Source organism: Paenibacillus sp. GCM10012306, assembly GCF_042649265.1.
GTDB lineage: Bacteria > Bacillota > Bacilli > Paenibacillales > Paenibacillaceae > Paenibacillus_AQ.
Map to the genome: position 1 here is coordinate 78,825 of NZ_JBHRYW010000016.1, position 22,655 is coordinate 101,479.

The window sequence follows — 22,655 nt, forward strand, 5'->3', positions numbered from 1 at the left end:
GCTGTTGGCTTCGGCGTGGCCGTCGGTGTTGCTGTTGGCTTCGGTGTCGCTGTCGGCTTCGGCGTAGGCGTTGCTGTTGGCGTGGCCGTTGCTGTTGGTGTCGGCTTCGGCGTAGGCGTTGCCGTCGGTGTTGGTGTTGGTGTCGGCTTCGGCGTAGGCGTTGCCGTCGGTGTTGGTGTTGGTGTCGGCTTCGGCGTAGGCGTTGCCGTCGGTGTTGGTGTCGGTGTCGGTGTCGGCTTCGGCGTAGGCGTTGCCGTCGGTGTTGGTGTTGGTGTCGGCTTCGGCGTAGGCGTTGCCGTCGGTGTTGGTGTCGGTGTCGGTGTTGGTGTCGGCTTTGGTGTTGTTGTCGGTGTAGCCGTTGGTGTGGCCGTCGGTGTTGGTGTTGGCTTTGGCGTTACCGTTGGCGTTGGGCACAATGTTGGTGTCGGCGTTGGCTTCGGTGTCGCTGTTGCTGTCGGCTTCGGCGTTGCCGTTGGTGTAGCCGTTGGTGTTGCTGTCGGCTTCGGCGTAGGCGTTGCTGTTGGCGTGGCCGTTGGTGTCGCTGTCGGCTTCGGCGTAGGCGTTGCTGTTGGCGTGGCCGTTGGTGTCGCTGTCGGTTTCGGCGTAGGCGTTGCTGTTGGCACAGCCGTCGGTGTCGCTGTCGGCTTCGGCGTAGGCGTTGCTGTTGGCGTAGCCGTTGGTGTCGCTGTCGGTTTCGGCGTAGGCGTTGCTGTTGGCGTGGCCGTTGGTGTCACTGTCGGCTTCGGCGTAGGCGTTGCTGTTGGCGTGGCCGTCGGTGTCACTGTCGGCTTCGGCGTTGGCGTTGCTGTTGGCGTGGCCGTCGGTGTCACTGTCGGCTTCGGCGTTGGCGTTGCTGTTGGCGTGGCCGTTGGTGTCACTGTCGGCTTCGGCGTTGGCGTCGCTGTTGGCGTGGCCGTTGGTGTCGCTGTCGGCTTCGGCGTAGGCGTTGCTGTTGGCGTGGCCGTCGGTGTCACTGTCGGCTTCGGCGTTGGCGTTGTTGACGGGGTGGTTCCTTCAAACGGATAATGGTGCATTTGCACATAACCGTTAAATGAAGTGGCTATCAACGTCCCATGCAACTCCGCGTAATTGTAGAACACACTTGCTTTCGGCGCCAAGATCGTACCTTCTATGGTTGTATTAGCTATACTGATCGAGCCTGCTTGGTAAAAATTAAATAATACCTTCCGGGGACTTCCACCCCAAATTTGAAAACTAGGAATGCTGATGGCGCCTCCACTAACATTGACTATAACTGTGCCATTGTTTGCAATGTTGAACTGAAGACCATTGGCATTCACCAAGTCGGAGGCAGATAGATTTACGACATTAAAATCTTCCGGAGCGTTAATGGTTATTTTCCCGAACTCCTTCTTGAAAGACCCTGCCTCAGGGAGAGACGCCAGCTCAGCCGATTTGTTAATCAGAAATTGCTTTTCCTTAGCAAAATCAATTGGAACTGGACTAGCCTTTCTCTCACCTTCCTTGATATCAGCCCTTGTCTTGGATAAGGTCCCACCATAAACGGCTTTGCCATACACTGTTCCATCAGTAATATTAATGTTTCCTCCCGCAATTAGAACATCGCCGCCCGGGGCATCCTTAGATACGCCGTAACTTTGCAGACTGATATTCCCTGCGGCGGCAAGCCGCCCGTGAATCTGGTCGTTCGTCTGCGTAAAATCTCCAAACACAAAAGCGTTAAAATTCCCGGCAACCCCCAAGACTGGCGTCTGGGTATACGGCGAGTCCGGTGTTGCGTTCACCGGGACGCCCAGGGAAAACGTACTTCCCAGTGTCAGCAGCCCTGCCAGGAACAATTTCACTGCCGACTTCATTCTTTTCCTCAATGTTTACACCTCCTATTAAATTCTATATGATCTCGTAGCAGCTACGATGACAACAAAAAAAGACCACCAAGAAGTAGAGGAGCTCTCTTCATGGCAGTCGGACGGTCATGGCACTTGTTAGCACTTTAGACTCCTAAACTTTGCGTCCCGTCTTTTCAGACGGTTTGCTATTATACATGATGATATTAAATTGATAGAGATGCCCGCAAAACAACATACGACAGGCCCTGTGTAATACATCTTATTCTGAATTTACCCATAGTGTAGCTTGGCGTTATATGATTGTCAACGAATTCCTTTTTGTACAATCTTTAAATAAAAAAAGCGCCAAAAGGCGCTTCAAATCGTCATTTTATCCTCTTTTTTAGAACAGCTGTATCCAGCCAATAATTGAGACCCACAACGGAATACTCAGGAATAGTCCAAACAACATCCCTCTATAAATATTCCCTTCTTGCTCCATGGCTCACTTCTCCTTTAATATTACAATAGTCTTCTTTTTAGTATTTCAAATTAAATATAATATCATCCCTCCAAATGTATTGTGAATTAAATCACATTTATTAGTTTGTTTATAAATACCATTGAATATTTTTTGAAATTCGGAGTAAAATAGGAATATACGTTCTCATTTTAGGTGGTGATACGCATGCACAAAGCCGAGAGTATAGATAATCATCTGGTAAAATCGTATTTGCTTCTCCCGCTGATCCTATCTGCTTTTGAACGCGATGCTGGCATCATTTCTGCACAACTCCGAACACCTTCACCTTATCTTGAAGTCCTGGATACGGCAGCCAGTGCAGCTACTGCAGATCTCAGGGATATTCGTACGGAGATGCGGATGCGCGGCATTAAGGTATATGAACAGCACAAGCTCCCGCATGGCCTTGAAGCCAAATTCATCTGCCGAGGATATCACGAACGGATGCTGCTGCTGAATGAACTCATTGCTGCACAAGCGGGAATCCATATGCGCAGATACTTGGGACTGGATATTTCGGCCTTCCGGAATGAGCAGGAACAATACGGAATCAAGCCTGCTCCGCAGCTCTAAATTCACTCTACTTTAGGAATAAGAAAAAAATAGGCCCTGCCATGGGAGTTGGCAGGACCCAAAATCTATACCACTAAACACTGGGGGGCGTTTGGTAAATTCAATATAACCCCTGAACCTGAAAATAAGCTGATCTTAAGATAAAAATTAGCTTAAAAAACATCACGATGTTTGTTAACGAAGATTATAAATGGTCCTCTTCACCCAAGAGGGGATACTCCCAGAAGCCGAGCCGCCCCTTGGCCAGAACAGGATGAACCAACGCACGAACATCCTCCAGCTCCCAGGCAAAACGTCCTTCCGTATAGTCGCCAAAAGCCCGTTCATGCTCGTCTATCTGCTGCGCGACACTATTCAACCCGGTAATACCATGGCACTCCTTCAGTTTGCCTATAGCAATAATAACACCCGTGGGTAAATTCTCTTCTGTATAGCCATGCTTTGCGAGTATCGATTGAATCGGCTCTCGTCTACACGCGGCCTTGTCTATTTTAAGACCAGCATGGATTGCCAGCTCCCCACAATATGACGTTCGCCATGAACGGGTTTCATAGTTCTTCTCGCCAAGCGCAACCAATGTAGCCCAGGGCTGCCGTATCGTTAAGCAACGCATGTTATTCTTATCTCCTCCTTATATTTGGCTGTGGGCTATCATGAGTGTATCCCTACTACATCTCTTTACCTAAATATGTGTTATCTCGTCTAGAGCTTGCCTGAACATTCGTATTTATATAATGTCATGATTTGAAAATCCCTCGTCTGAATACTATGGACGAGGGATTTAATATAATATTTATTTCTTCGCTGCAACCTTATAATACGAATCAAGACCCTCTTTAATCCCTTGAACAATCTTATCCTGATATGCAGCCTGGCTCAACTTCAGGTCTTCTTTATGATTCGTCATGAAGCCCATTTCGATTAGTAGAACCGGCACTGTTGACCAATTGAATCCAGTAAGATCGCTCCGAGCGATTATCCCACGCGATGTCGCTTGCGTTTCCTTCAGCACTGCTTTAGACAGGACTTTAGCGATTTCAAAACTTTGCGATGAAATCTTCTTAGTAGATGAGCTGTCGGCAGAAGGGTAGAGAAAAGACATACCTTGAATACTGCGATTATCGCTTCCATCTGCGTGCAGCCTAAGAGTCAAATCGGCTCCTACCTGATTACACCTTGTGGCGCGCCCCATGTTTGATATATCCACATTATTAGTTCGGCGAACCATTACAACCTTGTATTCCTTCTGAAGTGCTTGCTCCAGCTTCAATGCCACTTCCAGAGTGAGTTTGTATTCGGGTTTACCAGTGGCTATGCCCTGTGTACCGCTTGACACCTTTGGTTTAACTGTTTGACTCCCTGGTGCTATCGGCTCTTTAGCGTTATTAGCTTTACTTTGGTGCCCCGCATCTATGCAGATAACTGTCTTCTCCTGTGTACTGGCTAATGATGTTCCATCTAGAACTTTCGCGTCTACTCTAGATGGAACGCTGCCTGACGTCAGTAAGACCATAATAACTAAGAAGATTACATTCAATTTTACGCGCATGATTAGCTCCTATCAGTTAGGCCAAGGATCGCCACTATATAATTTTTCGACTCCGTTATCAGTACATAAGGAGCCAGGGTCTGATTTATCACGGTAGATGGAACATTCTTCGCGCCCAAAATCACTTACCTGCCACTTACCGGATGCTTGATCTCTAGTGAGAGTATAGGTATTCAAATCCGCCTCATAGACCCTCTCGTTATTAAGTAGAACAGGAAATAGCTTGAAAAATTTGATTTTGTATGCCCCATCGTGCAATTGACTTATGGAGTCAATACGGTAGTTTTCTAGAGGCTCAATAACCTTTGGTGCTCCTTTGGTGTAAGCATTGACATAATCAACCTCAATACGTTTCTTGAGATTGTTATAGAACTGTGACCCTCTTTGCACATTATTTTGTACCAGAGAGAAATCCAGCAAGTTAACCGATTGCGCATAATTGACCTGATATTTGAATAAGGCATTCTGTACATCAATGGAATTGTTGTCGAGCTTCCGTTCATAAGTTAGTAGAGCTGTCCGGGCTTGTCGCTGCGGAGCATTCATGTCCATCGCGAACGAAAACTCTTGACCCGGGGCAACCTTCTGTGATGGAAGGTATGTCAGTTTGTACTGCTTAACATATCTTTGGAAAATCGTATCGTAAATACGATTCAGTTCTGTTTGGAGGTCATCATCAATATTTAGGAAGAAGTGTTGTCCGCCTGTCTCCTGGGCGATGTACGACAAATTGTCATCCTCTCCACCGAACCCGATCATGTAAATAGGAATTCCTAATTGTTTGGACAGATCAATGACTGATTGAATAGAAGAACCATAGTCAGAGTCTATACCATCTGTAAATGCAATTACATACTTTGGCCCTTGCTGCTCATTTGTATCATACAAAGCTTTGGTTAAAGAATCGTACAGTGCCGTCTGTCCACCATCGGATACTAAACCGGACAGCTTTAAGCTAACCTCTTTCCGATTTGAAGTAAATGGAACATCTGCAACAGGCGGTGCATAAGTGGAAAAAGACAATAACTCGAATTGTCCCTTAGCCTCGGCAGGAATATTATCAATGAACCGGATCGCAGCTAATCGAACAAGATCCATCTTAGATGCAGACACACCAGTATTAGGAGATTCCTCCATACTCCCACTTTTGTCAATAACCAGATTAACACTGACCACATCACTATCTTCAACCAGGGAAAGACCTTGAACCGGCTGTCCGTTCACGTTGAACATTTCCTTGTTGAGCACCATTGGTGCGATCTCCTGCTGGAAGCCCTGATCGGCGAATAGTGAGAAATAGACATCCACTCCACGCCCTTCATACCGGGACGAGTCTACCTGGTTGACCTTGATAAAGGCTGGTTCCGCCGGAACCACCGAAGGTGAAGGAGATACTTCTGGCACATCGGTAGGTACGGGCGTAGCCGCAGCTTCAAATGAAGAATTGTTAGCTGTATTAGCCTGAACGGTCTTCAATTTATCTTGCTCCGTATCGCTTCCGGTCCTTAACCAGACGAAGATACCTACCGCCAGCAACAATCCTGCGATTATCGCAAAGGTTGTATTCTTCCAGGATTTAGCATTACACTTACCTACGACTCGAATCTCACTTGAAGATACAGCCTCAGGCTGTGGTGATGGTGCATCAAGCTCGGGCTCTCCCGCTAAAGCACTTCCGCATTTTTTACAAAAATGATCATTCGAAGACGCCTTGGTACCGCATTTACCGCAAAACATATTCATTCCCGCCTACTCTAATTATATTTAAATTAATTGTGACTTTATGGTGCATTTATCCCGGATATATACCAAAGTACATAATTCGACAACATACAAAATATTCCTTCATATCCCTCAAAATCTTACCGATGTTCGTGTAAGCACAAAAATGCATACTAAATATCAATGTAAAAAAGTTTATGATGTTGATGGCTTCAAAGTTTTTGATGTGTCTGTAAAAGAAGAAGATAACCATGGACTTTAAATGCGCGCGTCGAAAACACTGGTGACAAAGATCTAGAGTCCATTCTTATCAAAGCAGATATCAGCAACAAGGACGGGAAACACCTCAAAGAGTTATGGGTAAATAGGGTCAAACTTTAAAGGGCTCGCCTTTACTGAGGATAAGTGATGGAGAAGCTTGTTGGCGCAAGCGATCACGACCACCTTGTAATGGCTTGCCCTCGTTCCTTTTCTGGTTATAATAATTTTCCGCTTCATCGGTCCCCCTGCTTCAAAGCCCTCGACTACGCACTTGCATAGATCATGAAATGTCCGGACAAAATTAACCAAGACAACCACGCAGCAAAAATTCATCTTTTTGTGATTTAGTGTCACAGATTGTCCTGCTCATTTGTCTACATAAATGTACAACAAAAAAACTATTATGGAGGCACTATACAATGAGCAAGCTGCTTATCATTAACGCACATCCTTTGGTGGATTCAACGACTTCATTCAGTCTTGGTGTATTCAAACACTTCATGAAAACTTATGTGGAGCATAAACCTAATAATGAAATCATCGAACAAATTAACCTATATGAAGATGAGATCCCTTTAATTGATAAGACCGTCCTAGGCGCTTGGGAAAAATATGCGAAAGGTGAAGCCCTAACCACTCAAGAAAAAGAAGTCGCCGGAAGAATGAATGAAGTATTACAACAATTCAAAAGTGCAAATAAATACCTTATTGTGCACCCGCTGCATAACTTCAATGTCCCATCAAAGCTCAAGGATTATGTCGATAATATTATGATTGCAAGGGAAACATTTAAGTATACCGATACAGGATCAGTGGGACTTTTAAAGGATGGGAGAAGCATGGTCGTTATTCAGGCAAGTGGTTCGATCTACACCAATGATGACTGGTATACTGAAGTTGAATACTCACATAAATATTTGAAGTCCATGTTTAATTTCTTAGGTATTGAGGATTTCCAAACCCTTAGAGTACAAGGGACTGCTTTACTGGACAAGGACGAGGTGTTGAAGAAAGCATTTATAGAAGCAGAAGAGGCAGCTGTAACTTTAGCGAAGAAATAAATAATTCGACGCACACTTTAAACGAAAAAAGGCGCGGCTCCGACCCCCTCGGAATCGGCGCCTTTATTGTCTTTTTGAGGACACTGGTGAAGGGTATTGAACTCCCGGCCTACGCATTACGAATGCAACACATTTATGTGTTATTGAGTTCTATCAGGCTTGTGTCAGAACAGAAATAATGGACTTCTGATAAAATAAAATCATTAAAAATAATATACGAAAGCAAGGTGTTTGAAATGGATAATGAGCAAATCTATTTGGAAAGTATCAAAAAACAATTTCTTTATTACAAAACACATGGTGAAGCAGCCATCAATCAAGTAGATCCCGAACAATTATTTGTAACTTTTAATGACGATTCCAATAGCATTGCAACTATAGTAAAACACTTATGGGGAAATATGCTTTCAAGATGGACAGATTTTCTAAGCACTGACGGTGAAAAATCATGGAGAGATCGAGATTCGGAGTTTGAGAATGACATTAACACTAAAGAGAATCTTTTAATAAAATGGAACGAAGGCTGGACATGTTTATTCAATGCAATGGATTCAATTCATACGGATCAATTATCACAAATTATTTATATACGGAACGAAGGGCACACCGTTATTGAAGCAATCAATAGACAATTGGCACATTACCCATATCACGTTGGGCAAATCATTTACGCTGCAAAAATTCTAAAGAAGAGTAGTTGGGAAAGTTTATCTGTTCCAAAGCAAGGTTCCAAACAATATAATAACGATAAATTTTCTAAAGAAAAGGCAACAAAAAACTTTATTGATGAAGAACTAAAGAGAATTAATTAAATGAATCCAAGCAGAATGGTAAAAGAACAGGAAAGGCGCGGCTCCGAACCCCCGGAATCCGCGCCATTATCATTTTACTTAAGGATGCTGGTGAAGGGAATTGAACCCCCGACCTACGCATTACGAGTGCGTTGCTCTACCCCTGAGCTACACCAGCTTGAAGCTTTACTTTCGTCAAACAAAAAACATTATACTCCGTATTATGGAAAACGCAATCCCCTTTTTCGAGACTGCCAGCAAGTCCAGCTATTCCGACGAATCGGCGTGGAGCTTACGCTCTACGGACTCAAGCTTACTTTTGCTGCTAGAGGGCTTGTCGCGACGGTCATCGATCTTGACGGCGGTCGAGACACGCTGGGCTCCGTTAGTAAAAGGAGATTCATGTAGGGCCTCCACGGCGGCGAGAATCCGCTGCAGCGGGCCTTCGATAATAGTTCCCATGGACGTAAGCTCATATGTCACTCCCTCCACCGTCTCCAGCACACGCTGCATATCTGCAACATAAGCGCTAAGGCTGGTGCTACCCGTACCAATCGGAATGACTGTAACTTCAGCTATCGGCATGCTAAATCCCTCCCCTGTTCTTTTCATTTTGGAAAACAACTACTTTTCCCTTATTGTACCCACTCTCCGTCTCTCCTACAAACCATGCGTATACTTAATTTCTGCTAATCGCGAATTCTACCACTTGTAGCACAAAATCTAGTAAAAGCCTATATCTTTTTTATGGACGGTTTGTGGCATATTTTCAGATAAATTATGAACCATTTCAGGCTTTTTTGTGGATGATTTGTGGATTACCTGTGGATGGTTCTGTGGACTTCCTGTGGAGAAAAGGGATGATCTCAAGCGTGGCAAGGGTTCACTAAAATTCGGTAGACAAACACAATATATTGATGTAATGTAGTCTCTATCGACAAAATATAGTAGGGAACAGTTATTTTAACCTCCTGTCATAGGGAGATTAATAGAGGTGTGCAGGAAACAAAAACAGTGTCCGCATGCAAGCCTACATCACAAGACCGGGATAGCTATGAGAAGCACACGGGCATTTTCTGTAACAGCAGAGAATGTCCTTTTATATGGAGAGGAGATCAGTACATGACGTTACTGGAGAAGCCGTACCACAGTGGTCAACTGGCACAGGAAGAATTATTAGAAGAAGTTATTCATTTGGGACGCGATATTATTGACAGCCGAGACCTGGACTTACTCAGGGAGAACGCAAATTTGAACGGGGAGAGTTTCTCCGGTAAAATGAGCAAGTTCGGCAGTGAATATTCCAAATGGTATGCTCGTAATTTCACGATGCCGCCGCAGTTGGTACAAGCCATTAAGGATAACGTTGTCTATGTACATGATCTGGACCAATATGCGATCGGAACGACCAATTGTATTTTTATCCCGTTCGAGAAGCTTCTGCGTGAAGGCTTCAACACGGGCAATGGCAGTGTACGTCCCCCGAACTCGATTATGACGGCGATGGCGCTGGTAGCGATTATTTTCCAATCTCAGCAAAATGCCCAATACGGCGGCGTATCCGCCAATAAGCTGGACTACGATCTGGCCCCTTATGTCACCAAATCCTTTGCCAAGCTATTCCGCAAGGGCCTGGACTATTTCGAAGAAGGACAATCTACAGAGCCACTTGATCTTGGCGAGATTCACATGAGCCGCACCGATCTGGCAGAGCAATATCCTAAGGCGTTCCGTTTTGCGTTAAAAGAAACTGAGAGTGAAACACTCCAGGCCGCCGAGAGTATGATACATAATCTGAATACTATGTCGAGCCGGTCCGGCGGACAGATTCCGTTCACCAGCATCAACTATGGAACTTGCACCTCGCCGGAAGGGCAACTCGTGATCAGTTCCTTGCTGACGGCAACCATGCACGGACTTGGCAGTGGCGAGACGCCGGTGTTCCCGATTCAGATCTTCAAGTGCAAACAGGGTGTGAACCAGCAGCCAGGTGATCCGAACTATGAACTGTTCATCAAGGCCGCTGAATGTTCTGCACGCAGACTGTATCCGAACTTTGCCAATCTGGACGCGCCGCTCAATATGCAGTATTATGATCCTTCGAATCCCGATACCGAATTCGCCACTATGGGCTGCCGCACCCGCGTGCTTAGCGACCGTTTTGGCCGCAATCATTGCTCAGGTAAAGGTAACCTTTCCTTTAATACGCTGAATCTGGTACGACTCGGTTTGGCACATGGCATCGTCACAGGTCGCCGCATGGTAGCCGATGAAGAAGGCTTCTACAGAGACCTGGATCATTATATGGACGTTGCGCTGGACGGTCTGCTTCACCGCTTCCGCATTCAAGCCTCCCAGAAGGCCAAGGCATCCGATTTCATGATGCGTGAAGGGGTCTGGGAAGGCGGCGAACACTTGGCGCCAGAGGATAGCGTTGGCGAACTGCTGAAGCATGGCAGTCTGTCCCTCGGCTTCATCGGGATTGCCGAATGTATGAAGGCGATGTACGGTAAGCACCACGGGGAAGACATGGATGTTCATGCCAAAGCGCTGGCTATTGTCCGTCACATGCGGGAATATTGCGATCGGAAGAGCGAGGAATATAATCTCAATATCACCCTCTTCGCTACGCCTGCCGAAGGATTGTCTGGGAAATTTACGAAGATCGATCATAAGGTACTGGGATCCATTCCCGGTGTTACCGATCGCGAATATTATACCAACTCGTTTCACATTCCTGTATACTACACTCTTGGCGCTGCCCAAAAGATCAGTCTGGAAGCTCCTTTCCATGAGTACTGCAACGCCGGTGCGATCTCGTATGTCGAATTAGATGGCAACGCGCGCAGCAATCCGGCCGCTTTTGTCAAAATTATTCGCTACGCTCTAGAGCAGGAGATTAGCTACTTTAGCATTAACCACCCTATAGACCGCTGCCAAGGCTGCGGCTATGAAGGGGTTATCGGCACGAATTGCCCTTCCTGCGGCGCACATGAGAATGAAGTTCACATCCGGCGTCTACGCCGGGTGACAGGATATTTGACCGGAGATTATCAGACCCGCTTCAATGCGGCCAAGCAGGCGGAAGTAAGGGACCGGGTTAAGCATCTATGAATATTTGCGGCTACTATCCCGAGTCCATCAATGAAGGCGAGGGCCTGCGGGCCGTCCTCTTCATTAGCGGGTGCCGCCACCGCTGCCCGGGCTGCTTCAATCCGAAGACATGGAATTTTAATTACGGGGAAGTCTTTACCCCAGAGCGCAGACGCGAGCTGATCGCGGAGATTGCGGCCAACCCGCTACTGGACGGATTAACATTAGCAGGCGGTGACCCTTTCTTTTCTGCCGAAGAAGTAGTAGAGTTCATTGAGGAACTTCGTGCCACGCTCCCAGGCTTCCCTGTCTGGATCTACAGCGGGTACACGTATGAAGAGATTACAGCGATATCCGGTTCGCCGGAATGGCATCTGCTCAGCCAGTGTCAGGTACTGATTGACGGACGTTTTGAAGAAGCATTAAAGGATACGACTCTCCCCTACCGTGGGAGCTCCAATCAACGCATTATTGATATTGAGGCCAGCCTTACTGGCCCTGACATCGTACTTTGGCAGCCAACGACGCTTTAGCCGTTTTTGGCGCCTTTTACGGTCTAATAGATCAATTTTTAATAATCATAATTAAATTCAAAATATGAAGGGATGTAACATTATGCCGCAATTTGTAGTAAAACCCGATAATCGCCAATTGGCTTTTGATGAAAATCGCCTTTCCGTATACGCTGACCGTATTCTGAACGAACTTGAAGAACTCAGCAAAGAGTCCCTCCTACGCGGAGTACAATCTAAACTGCGTCGTGACGAAGTGAGCGGAGAAGAAATCAGCAGTGCATTCACGATGAGTGCCCTGGAACTGGTGAGCAAAGAAGAGCCAAACTGGAAATTTGCTGCTGCACGTTCGCTTTTAACTTCCCTTTATAAGAAAGCTGCTGTAAACCGCCGCTACAAAGCCTATCCGGAAGAGCCTTACGGTGAGCTGTACCCTCTAATTGCCGACCTGGTGAAAAAAGGGATCTATCGCGAAGAGCTGCTCTCCCACTACACTAAGGAACAAATCAACGAGCTTGGCGCTACGATTGACTATACCCGCGACCTGCTGTTTGACTATATTGGCCTGCTTACCCTGTCTGACCGCTATTTGGCCCATGATTTTGACGGCCGTGTTATGGAATTGCCGCAAGAGCGTTACATGATCATTGCGATGTACCTGATGCACACCGAGCCGGAAGAGAAACGTATGGAGCTTGTAAAAGAAGCCTACTGGGCGATGAGCAACATCTATATGACTGCCGCTACGCCAACCATGTCCAATGCGGGTAAAAAAGTAGCCGGCCAGCTCTCCAGCTGTTTCATCGATACCGTAGACGACTCTCTCGAAGGTATCTTCGATTCCAATACAGACGTAGCTCGTCTCAGTAAAATGGGTGGCGGTATCGGTGTCTACCTCGGTAAAGTCCGGGCCCGCGGCTCCGATATCCGTGGTCACAAGAACACCAGCTCCGGCGTTATCCCGTGGATTCGCCAGCTGAACAATACCGCTGTTAGCGTAGACCAGCTCGGTACGCGCAAAGGCGCCGTGGCTGTATATCTTGACGTCTTCCACAAGGATATTTTAGCCTTCCTGGATCTTAAACTGAACAACGGTGACGAGCGGATGCGTGCACATGACGTTTTCCACGGCGTCTGCCTGCCGGACTTGTTCATGGAAGCTGTAGAAGCACGTAGCCACTGGAACCTGTTCTGCCCGCATGAAATCAAGAAAGTGATGGGCTGGAAGGACGAGAATGGCCGCGCACTCGGGCTGGAAGATTTCTATGATGAAGAGCTTGGACAAGGCACATTCCGTGAGAAATATGCAGAAGCTACTGCCAACCTGGAGTTGTCCCGGATCACAGTTCCGGCCATCGACATCATGAAGCGGATTATGAAATCTCAGCTTGAGACAGGCACACCATACATGTTCTACCGTGACACCGTTAACCGTGCTAACCCGAACAGACATGCAGGTATGGTCTTCTCCTCCAACCTGTGCACCGAGATCATGCAGAACCAATCCGCTACTGTTATTGAACAGGAAGAACTGGTGACCAAAGACGGCCAGACCCGGATTGTCATCTCCAAAATCCCTGGTGATTTCGTAGTCTGCAACCTGAACTCCATCCACTTGGCCCGTGCAGTTCCTGCGGGTGTGCTGGAGCGTCTGGTGCCGATTCAGGTTCGTATGCTCGACAACGTTATCGACATCAACAACATTGAAGTATTGCAAGCTCAATATACGAACAGCCAATATCGTGCCGTTGGCCTCGGAACCTTCGGTCTGCATCACTTGCTGGCCCTGAAAGGTATCCGTTGGGAATCCGAAGAGGCTGTAGAATACAACAACCATCTGTACGAGCATATTAACTATCTACTGGTACGTTCCAGCATGGAATTGGCTCGCGAAAAAGGACGTTATCCGAAATTCGCAGGTTCCGATTGGGAATCTGGCGCATACTTTACTTCACGCGGCTACACTAGCGGCGAGCAAGAAGGCAAATATGTGACCACTGAGCAATGGCGTGAACTGCAAGAGGAAGTTGCCAAGGATGGCGTGCGTAACGCCTGGATGTTCGCGATTGCGCCGAACGGCTCCACTTCGATCATTGCCGGCTCTACAGCCAGTATTGACCCACTGTACGAGCTGCTCTCCTATGAGGAGAAAACAACGTACAAGATTGCTAACCCAGCTCCGGATCTGTCTGACAAGACCATCTGGTACTATAAAACAGCTTTCCTGATCGACCAGAACTGGTCCATCCGCATGGCTTCGGCTCGTCAGCGCCATGTCGATCAAGCACAAAGCTTCAACCTGTATGTGCGCCCTGACATCAAAGCGACAGAGTTCCTGGAGCTTCACCTGAACGCCTGGAAGGGCGGTCTGAAATCGACTTATTACGTGCGCAGCCGTGCATTAACTATTGAAGAGTGCGAATCTTGCGCGAGCTAACAAATTATTTTTATAAGACGAATACAAGAAATTAACAAAGGGCGAAAAGGGCTCGCCTCCCCAACTAAGAGCATTTTTGTACCTTATATTTATTAAATGAAGGTAAATAAGGGAAATAAGCGCATTATTGTACCTTATTTTAGAAAAAATGCTCTAAAAGAGGTTTTATAGTAGATTTAAGGTGCAAAATTGCCCTTAATTACCACTAACCCCGGTAGTACAGAGATATTAAGGTACAAAAATGCCGTTAATTACACAGCCGTAGTCACAGAGAGGAACGTTTGGAACTGTAGAGCATAGCGTTCGCCTGAAAGCTTTCCGTAGGAAAGCTCGCAACGTAGCTGTCTACAACGACCGGAAATCCAAACATTGCTCAGAGTTACTTTTAAGGCTTCGGATTTTAAAGCGATCTGCCTAGTTTAAACGCGCAAAAAATGGAGGGAAAAAGAAATGCAATTGCAAAAAATATTCAACACTGAAGCGCCCAACCAATCCACACGTATCATCGAAGGCGAATGCTCCGGGATTCTGAACTGGAACGATATCCGCATGCCTCACATGTACAAACTGTACAAGGTGCTGCTGCTTAACCACTGGATCGCTGATGAAATTCCGATGTCCAAGGATGCCCAGCAGTTCCCGAATTTGGACCCTGAAGAGCAGCGTGTATTCAAAATCAACATCTCCCTGCTGGCCGTGCTGGATTCTATGCAGACTATGTACGTTGGTGATGTGAAGCGTTATTTAACCGACTCCTCGCTGGAAGCGATCTCCGCCATTATTGGACAGCAGGAAGTTGTGCACAACCAGTCCTATTCCTACGTACTGTCTTCCATCGTTTCGGAGGGAGAGCAGAAGGAGATTTTTGAATATTGGAAAAAAGATCCCGTGCTGCTGGAACGCAACCAGTTCATTTCCGAAATCTATCAGGAATTCCGCAATGAGCCGTCCAAGGACACCTTCTTCCGTGCGCTCGTAGCCGATCTCATTCTGGAAGGGATCTTCTTCTACAGCACCTTCGCCTTCTTCTACAATCTGGCCCGTGACCAGAAGATGATGGCGACCAGCCAGATGATCTCCTATATCCAGCGTGACGAGAATCAGCACTGCTACTTCTTCGCCGAGGTGTTCAAGCAATTGCTGGTTGATTTCCCGGAGCTGAACACCAAAGAAAACATGGACTACGTATATCGCACAATTGACCGTGCTGTAGAGCTTGAAACCAACTGGGCGCATTACACCCTCTCGAATGTAGAAGGCATTGACCTAAACGAGCTGGGCGATTACATTAAGTACATTGCCAACAAACGTCTGACCCTGATGGGCATGGAAAAAGCCTATGAAGGCGTTGATGTGAACTGCATGCCTTGGATCAAGCCATTCTCTGATGAAGCGCTGAACGCAACCAAAACCGACTTCTTTGAAGCCAAATCCCGCAACTACGGCAAAGTTGGAGATGATAACGGATTTGATGATTTGTAAGATAAATACAAGCAGACCGTCTTGGACGGCTCTGCTTTTTCTTTTGTAGGCCTGTTAAAATAAAGTCACTCCGGCGCTGGTTTATTGAGGGATAAATGAGTGTATTAGGAGGTTGTCGGTGAGAAAGGTTGTAGTCTTAGAAATCGAATGACAAGCATTAGAATGGTGTCGAGATCGGCAGCTTAAAAACATCTAATTGTTGGCACCTATTTCTTTTCAATTGTACAGCTGCTATATAACACTTTTCTTGGGATACTTCTGATGCCAATACATAAAAAAGCGCCTCTCCCACCCTAACGGTGCGGAAGAGACGCTTCTTTCATTCATATATGATAGCGGAATAAGCGCCACGCACTTAGGCTTTAACTCCCCGAGCGACACGATGCTCAGTTTCCTCAGCAAGCTCTTCCAGAGCCGCATTCAAACGCAGTTGCAATTCCTCTGCAACATTCACTTGACCCTGATCGTTCCGAACGACCTGGGAGTCCACAGCGTACACGCCGCCCAGGATGTAACGTGCACCCAGAACGGACAGCACAGGCTTCAGTGCATAGTCAATGGACAATAGATGCGCCAGACTGCCGCCCATAAAGAGCGGAAGCACGACTTTACCAGCTAGACCTTTTTGCGGCACCAGATCCAGAAAAGTCTTCAGCACACCTGTATAGGAGGCTTTGTATACCGGACTAACTACGATCACAGCATCAGCTTCCGCGAGCAGACCATTCGCTTTAACGATGGACTCACTTTCAAATTTGGTATGAATCAAATCCTCCGCCGGCAGCTCCGCTACATTGATACGGTTAACCTCAAAACCACGACGTGCCAGGTCCGCTTCAGCATATTCAATGACTGCATTGATGCGTGATACCAAGGATGGCGTTCCGTTAATGACAACAATTTTAGCCAACTTCTCCACCTCTTCTGTTCTGTTTATCAGCTCGCGCTGTTTATTCCGACTAAAATACTTTAAATTAAATATAATCCTAACAAAGGGAGCGGATTTTTGTCAAACACAAACGTGAAGTTGATCTCCACCTTGCGCCCATTTCTTTCTTACGTTATACTAGGCAACAATAATAAATTGAGATCAGGCCAATGATCGGCATCCAACCGTGAGGCGTCTGCGACCGGAGCAGTTTTACGTGTTCCCTAAGTTTACCGGGTTTCGCCCGTTACCGCGAAGACCAAAGAGGATCGAATTCATCATGCTACACGGTGATTCGGTCAACCTGGGTGGCACCGCGAGCTGACGCTCCTCGTCCCATGGATGAGGGCGTTTTTTGTGTTTTTATAAGACAAAAGGAGCGAATCGGTATGCTGGACATGAATTGGATCAAGGAAAACACGGAAACTCTTAGAAACATAGCCGCACAGAAGAAAGTGGTATTTCCGCTGGATGAATTGTTGGCATGGGAGGATAAAAGGCGCAGCCTGCTTCAGGAGACGGAACAGCTACGAGCGAAGCGCAATGTGCTGACCAAAGAGGTGGAGCAACGTCTACGAGAGGGAGACCGCCCTGCCGGAGAAGCTGCGAAAGAACATGTACGCGAGATCAATAGTGCACTAACCGGGCTGGAGGCCGGACTGGCTGAAGCTGAGCAGCGTTGCGGCGAACTGATGCTGCTCGCCCCGAACCCTGTATCGCTGGATACACCCGTAGGGCGCGATGATAGCGACAATGTCGAGCTGCGCCGCGTAGGGACACCAACAACATTCGAGTTCACGCCGCGCGACCATGTAGAACTCGGCGAGCTGCACGATATTCTGGATATCGCGCGCGGTGTCAAGGCCGGTGGACCACGCAGCTACGTGCTTAAGGGCGCGGGACTCTACCTGCACCTTGCGGTGCAGCGGCTCGCGCTAGATGTACTGACCGAGCGCGGCTTCACCGTTATGGATGTACCCGTGATTGTTCGTCCGGAGACACTGCAACGCACCGGCTTTTTCCCAGGCGGTATGGACCAGACCTACGAGCTAAACGGAGAGAATCGCTGGCTCGCCGGAACCTCGGAGGTCTCGCTCGTCTCGTTATACAGCGATGAAATCGTGGATCTGAATAACCCTCTTCGCCTGGCTGGTATGTCGGCCTGCTTCCGGCGCGAAGTTGGTTCGGCGGGACGTGATGTACGTGGACTGTACCGGGTGCACCAGTTCTCGAAGATTGAGCAGGTCATCCTCTGCCGGAAAGATGAAGGCGTATCGGAGAGCCTGCTTCAGGAAATTACGGCCAATGCCGAATATATTCTTGAGCTGCTAGAGCTCCCTTATAGAGTAGTAGCCGTCTGTACAGGGGATATGGCTCTAAAGACGCATAAGCAGTACGATATCGAGACCTGGATGCCTAGCAGGGGCGCATACGGAGAGACCCATTCGGCATCCAATCTGCTGGACTTTCAGGCCCGGCGGTCGGGCATTCGCTATCGGGATGACGATGGACGACTGCAGTATTGCCATACCTTGAACAACACTGCCGTGGCTACGCCGCGGATTCTGATTCCACTCCTGGAGAACCACCAGCAAGAGGATGGCAGCATCTATATTCCCCGGGCCTTGCGCAAATATATGAATGGGCAAACCCAGCTCAATCTCTAACGTTAAAGTAAGGTAATAAATTAGAAGATTCATCTTTTGAAAAATAGATACCGTCACTTCTACAGGCAGCGGCTTCCGCTGCCTTTTAGTGCTGTCTACTTACCTATCAACATTTTAAATAGAACAAACTAGTTCCAAAGATATATCTAACATAAAATATAAGTATATTTAACACCTATTTTACATATATCAACAAAATGATAAATTACATAGTACTTAATACATATAATTAACCAATGTATTATAATTTTTATAGCACTCTCGACTTTTTTAAGTTTATTAATTATAAATTTGTTATAAATCCGTTCAAATTAACATGAAATTAATATATATTGGTGTGAGAGAACCTTTCATTTAACAATTGAATGGTAGGATTGAATAGGTTTTCAAATTTAGTTCTCGAGAGGGGTAGATTTAAACAAATGGTTATATCTAAAAGGGTAAGGAAATGGCTTGCGGCAGGGCTCGCACTGCTGATTACGGTCGGCAATGTATTCCCTGCTGTCCATACTGCCCAAGCAGCTACGGATAATAGCGCAGTAGTCATTTCGCAGGTTTATGGTGGCGGAGGAAACACTGGAGCACCGTATAAAAATGACTTCATAGAATTATATAATCCTACAAATAACCCAGTAGATTTGACTGGATGGAAAGTTCGCTATGCCTCAGCGACAGGCTCCTTTAATAATGCAACAAATTTAACAGGAACAATCCCCGCAAAAGGGTACTTCCTCATCGAGGAAGCCGCTGGAGCAAAAGGCACGATCGACTTGCCTACTCCTGATGTTAGCAAGGGAAGCCTTGATTTGGGTGGTACCAATGGCAAAGTCGACCTCGTTGATAAATCAGGTACAACGATTGATCTTGTCGGCTACGGGACAGCCACAAAATTCGAGGGCAGTGGTGCGACTGCTCCTCTATCCAACACGACAGCTGCTATCCGTCAAGCTGCGGCTGGTGCACCAACAGACAGCCGTGGTCTAGATACTGATAACAACTCTACAGACTTTGTTGTCCAAGCACCTAGCCCACGTAACAGCAGCTACGGACAAGCCCCAGAAGCACCAACTACGGTAGCTCCTGTCGTTGCCGACCCGGCTCCGAATGCATGGCCAGCAGGGACTTCAATCTCCCTTAGCACTCCTACTGTAGGAGCGTCCGTCTATGCTGCAGTGTATGGCTCTGGCGGTACAAGAGAGTATCAGCTTTACAATGGGCCTATTCAACTCAGTGATGATACGGCTATTGATGCTTTTGCAGTAGCTCCAGGTCTGTCTGACAGTCCTGTCGACAAGTTTATTTACTCCGTCCTGACTCAAAGCAACATTTCTGCTACAAGAGTTAAGGAAAAAGGACAAAATGTGTGGACAAAAGGCGTCGTGACGCATATCGACGGCGTTGAAACGTACATACAGGACGGCGATGCAGGGATTGTTCTCTATAACTTCCCGGCATTTGCTAACATTGGAGATGAAGTTGAAGCCTCCGGTGTGATGGAAATTTTTAATGGTCTGCAAGAAATCAAGCTGCAACCCGGTTTATCTTACAAAGTCACTACGCCAAATGTAGGCGTACCAGCTCCAAAGCTGATAACTGCAGCTGATTTGAGCGCAGGTAACGGCGAGCAATACGAAGCACAGCTTGTAACGATGGAGAATGTCACAATCGTTAAAAAAGCAGGAAGCACAGTAACCGCAAAGCAAGGGAATCAGGAGTTTACGATTTATTCCTCTTTGTCCAAGCTTGATCCTGGAACAAGCGGAAAAACGTTCGAACGTATTACAGGAGTAATCAAGGAATACAACAAAAACTACCAGTTCATCCCGCTTAACGAGAACGCACTGGTGGAAGAAACTCTTTCCGTAATGGCAAGCCCAGGTGCAGGACGCATCATTACTGGCGGTAAGGTAAATCTCTCCAGCCCAGCGGCTGGCGCAGAGATTTTTTACACAACCAACGGAACAGACCCAACAGCGACAAGCACCAAATTCACAGCTCCAATTGTGATCGATCAGAAAGTTACTATTAAAGCGATTGCCGTAGCTGGAGGCCAGACAAGCAAGGTTTACACTTTTGCTTACACACCTTCTGAAGCTCCGCGCATCCATGATATCCAAGGCGAGACCCACAAATCCGAGTTTGAAGGTCAAACCGTCACGGATGTAGAGGGCATAGTTACTCAATATGGATATACATTTGCGAACGGCAACTACAAAGGATTTTATATCCAAGATCCGAAGCCGGATAACAATCCGAACACTTCCGAAGGCATTTTCGTATACAGCACAAATCAAAACATGAAACCTGCTGTCGGAGACTTTGTCGCCGTAACGGGTGTAGTAACCGAACATAACGAAGGAAGCGGCACGAATCTGACTTCTACCCAAATCACTTTGTCATCGTTCAAACAACTGCCTAAAGCAGGTGTATCTTTCCCTGAACCAATCGTTCTCGGCAAGGGTGGACGTGTCATTCCTACATCCATTCTTGACAACAGAACGGAGTTCCAATCCGATAAGGATGCCATCGATTTCTACGAATCCCTGGAAGGCATGCTGGTAAAGCTTCCTGCACCAACTATTATCAGTCCTTACTGGACAAGTGGTAACGGTACTTCCCAGGTGTACAACATCGCAACAAGAATTGATAACGGAACTGAAGATGCTATTACGCCAGCAGGCGGCCTTGCGCTGAAGGAATATAAGAATTACAATCCACAGCGCCTCCTGATTGCCTATGGTAACCCTGGTAAGGAAGTTGGTACTGGAGATACCTTCGACGGTGACATTACCGGCGTAATCGGCTACAACAACGGCAACTTTAAAGTGATCCCGGAGAATGGCAAGCTGCCTTCCATCACCACAAGCCCGTTCAAACAAGAGACATCGACGATTAATGTTAATGCGGACAAACTCTTGATCGCATCCTACAATATCGAGAACTATTACCCGGGTGTAGGCGAAGCCAAAACCAAAAAGCTTGCCGAATCCATCACAGCCAACATGAAGAAGCCGGATATTATCGGCGTTATTGAAATGCAAGACAGCAATGGCGAAACTGACAACGGCACGGTTGAAGCCAACGCTACGCCGCTGATTGAAGCCATTCAGGCTGCAGGCGGACCAACATACAACTACATTGACATTGCTCCACAGGATAAAAAAGACGGAGGAGCTCCAGGCGGTAACATCCGCGTAGGCTTCTTGTACAACCCTGCTCGTGTAGAGCTGGCAGACAGTATTAATGGTCAAAAGGGTACTTCTACACAAGCGGTAGGCTACGATAAAGCAACTGACAAGCTGACCTACAACCCTGGCCGGATTGATCCGACCAACGAAGCATTTACAAGCTCGCGTAAACCGCTCGCAGCACAATTTGTCTTCCGCGGTGAGAAAGTTATTGTTATCGCCAATCACTTCAACTCTAAAGGTGGAGACACTGCTCCTTTCGGTAGCACTCAACCTCCAGTATTGTCCAGTGAGACTCAGCGTCACAAGATTGCTGCTGTTGTGAATGGCTTCGTCAAGCAAGTACTGACAGCCAATCCTGATGCCAACATCGTAGCACTTGGCGACCTGAACGATTTCCAATTCACGCCGACTGCCACGATTCTGAAAGGCGACGAACTGGATAATCTGATCGACAAACTGCCTTTAAATGAGCAGTACACGTATACTTACGACGGTAACTCTCAAGTACTTGACCACATTCTGGTCAGCAAAAAACTGACAGCTTCTGCCGATGTGGATGTTATTCACCTGAATGCTGACTTCCCATCCTCCAGAGGACGTGTATCCGATCATGATGCTGTAATGGCTCAGATTGATTTTAATACTACTGAAAACTTCCCATTAACCATTCTGCATACTAACGATACACATGCAGGATTAGATACTGTCAGCTCACCAAACAATATCTTGCGCCGTGTAACGGCAATCAAGGATGCTAAGGCGACGACAGAAAACCCTATTCTTCTTGATGCGGGTGACGTGTTCTCCGGAACACTGTACTTCAACAAGTACCTGGGTCAAGCAGATTTGGCCTTTATGAATCTGGTCAAATATGACGCTATGACTTTCGGAAATCATGAATTTGATAAAGACTCTAATGTACTTTCCAAATTCGTTGGTAACGCTAAGTTCCCGTTCGTCTCCTCCAATGTGAACTTCTCAGAGGATGAGATTCTTAGCAAAATGTTCATCAATGAAATCGGTCGGTCAGGTAATGCCGGAACAATCTATCCTG

The 22,655-nt window shown here is 46.9% G+C and carries 15 protein-coding genes, 1 tRNA gene and 1 riboswitch; of the genes, 9 read left to right on the top strand and 7 right to left on the bottom strand.

Annotated elements, in window-relative coordinates:
• On the bottom strand, positions 1-1,850 hold a 1,850-nt coding region (locus ACFORK_RS26075), incomplete at its 3' end, for a choice-of-anchor A family protein (RefSeq protein ID WP_379204636.1).
• Positions 1,851-1,939: 89 nt separating this feature from the next.
• A riboswitch (cyclic di-GMP riboswitch) is annotated at positions 1,940-2,029 on the bottom strand.
• Positions 2,030-2,499: 470 nt separating this feature from the next.
• Here ACFORK_RS26075 and ACFORK_RS26080 point away from each other — a divergent pair.
• Positions 2,500-2,907, top strand: coding sequence for a YhjD family protein (locus ACFORK_RS26080; protein WP_379204638.1), 408 nt, complete (start codon positions 2,500-2,502; stop codon positions 2,905-2,907).
• Between the two features lie 184 nt (positions 2,908-3,091).
• Here ACFORK_RS26080 and ACFORK_RS26085 read toward each other — a convergent pair whose 3' ends face one another.
• From ACFORK_RS26085 to ACFORK_RS26095, 3 genes are all read right to left on the bottom strand, one after another.
• On the bottom strand, positions 3,092-3,520 hold the full coding sequence (locus ACFORK_RS26085; protein ID WP_379204640.1) for an ASCH domain-containing protein: 429 nt from the start codon (positions 3,518-3,520) through the stop codon (positions 3,092-3,094).
• A gap of 180 nt (positions 3,521-3,700) precedes the next feature.
• Complete coding sequence (locus tag ACFORK_RS26090; protein ID WP_379204642.1) at positions 3,701-4,456, bottom strand: N-acetylmuramoyl-L-alanine amidase; 756 nt, start codon at positions 4,454-4,456, stop codon at positions 3,701-3,703.
• A 12-nt stretch (positions 4,457-4,468) separates the two neighbouring features.
• A complete protein-coding gene (locus tag ACFORK_RS26095; protein WP_379204644.1) occupies positions 4,469-6,193 on the bottom strand; it encodes a vWA domain-containing protein in 1,725 nt (574 codons plus the stop codon).
• A 665-nt stretch (positions 6,194-6,858) separates the two neighbouring features.
• On the opposite strand from ACFORK_RS26095, the gene ACFORK_RS26100 reads away from it, so the two are divergent.
• Both ACFORK_RS26100 and ACFORK_RS26105 read left to right on the top strand, forming a co-directional pair.
• The gene (locus ACFORK_RS26100) at positions 6,859-7,500 is read left to right on the top strand and encodes an FMN-dependent NADH-azoreductase (protein WP_379204646.1); all 642 of its coding nucleotides are present in this window, start codon (positions 6,859-6,861) and stop codon (positions 7,498-7,500) included.
• Between the two features lie 236 nt (positions 7,501-7,736).
• Complete coding sequence (locus ACFORK_RS26105) at positions 7,737-8,312, top strand: DUF1572 family protein (protein WP_379204648.1); 576 nt, start codon at positions 7,737-7,739, stop codon at positions 8,310-8,312.
• A gap of 85 nt (positions 8,313-8,397) precedes the next feature.
• On the opposite strand, the gene ACFORK_RS26110 is transcribed toward ACFORK_RS26105, so the two are convergent.
• Positions 8,398-8,469, bottom strand: a tRNA-Thr gene (locus ACFORK_RS26110).
• Positions 8,470-8,558: 89 nt separating this feature from the next.
• A complete protein-coding gene (locus ACFORK_RS26115) occupies positions 8,559-8,876 on the bottom strand; it encodes an MTH1187 family thiamine-binding protein (protein ID WP_379204650.1) in 318 nt (105 codons plus the stop codon).
• Positions 8,877-9,413: 537 nt separating this feature from the next.
• On the opposite strand from ACFORK_RS26115, the gene ACFORK_RS26120 reads away from it, so the two are divergent.
• The 4 genes from ACFORK_RS26120 to ACFORK_RS26135 all read left to right on the top strand — a co-directional run bounded on the left by ACFORK_RS26120 (position 9,414) and on the right by ACFORK_RS26135 (position 15,815).
• A complete protein-coding gene (locus ACFORK_RS26120; RefSeq protein WP_379204652.1) occupies positions 9,414-11,405 on the top strand; it encodes an anaerobic ribonucleoside triphosphate reductase in 1,992 nt (663 codons plus the stop codon).
• Complete coding sequence (gene nrdG / locus ACFORK_RS26125; protein WP_379204654.1) at positions 11,402-11,917, top strand: anaerobic ribonucleoside-triphosphate reductase activating protein; 516 nt, start codon at positions 11,402-11,404, stop codon at positions 11,915-11,917. The genes ACFORK_RS26120 and nrdG overlap by 4 nt, the downstream gene beginning before the upstream one ends.
• Before the next feature lie 82 nt (positions 11,918-11,999).
• Positions 12,000-14,333: a ribonucleoside-diphosphate reductase subunit alpha gene (locus ACFORK_RS26130; protein ID WP_379204656.1), complete on the top strand. Its 2,334-nt coding sequence runs from the start codon at positions 12,000-12,002 to the stop codon at positions 14,331-14,333.
• A 450-nt stretch (positions 14,334-14,783) separates the two neighbouring features.
• Positions 14,784-15,815, top strand: coding sequence for a ribonucleotide-diphosphate reductase subunit beta (locus ACFORK_RS26135; protein WP_379204658.1), 1,032 nt, complete (start codon positions 14,784-14,786; stop codon positions 15,813-15,815).
• 355 nt (positions 15,816-16,170) lie between these two features.
• On the opposite strand, the gene ssuE is transcribed toward ACFORK_RS26135, so the two are convergent.
• On the bottom strand, positions 16,171-16,725 hold the full coding sequence (gene ssuE, locus ACFORK_RS26140; RefSeq protein WP_379204660.1) for an NADPH-dependent FMN reductase: 555 nt from the start codon (positions 16,723-16,725) through the stop codon (positions 16,171-16,173).
• Between the two features lie 407 nt (positions 16,726-17,132).
• Here ssuE and serS point away from each other — a divergent pair, with 407 nt between their 5' ends.
• A complete protein-coding gene (gene serS / locus ACFORK_RS26145) occupies positions 17,133-18,410 on the top strand; it encodes a serine--tRNA ligase (RefSeq protein ID WP_379204662.1) in 1,278 nt (425 codons plus the stop codon).
• A 422-nt stretch (positions 18,411-18,832) separates the two neighbouring features.
• Positions 18,833-22,655: chitobiase/beta-hexosaminidase C-terminal domain-containing protein (locus tag ACFORK_RS26150; protein ID WP_379204665.1), on the top strand; the 3,823-nt coding region annotated here is incomplete at its 3' end.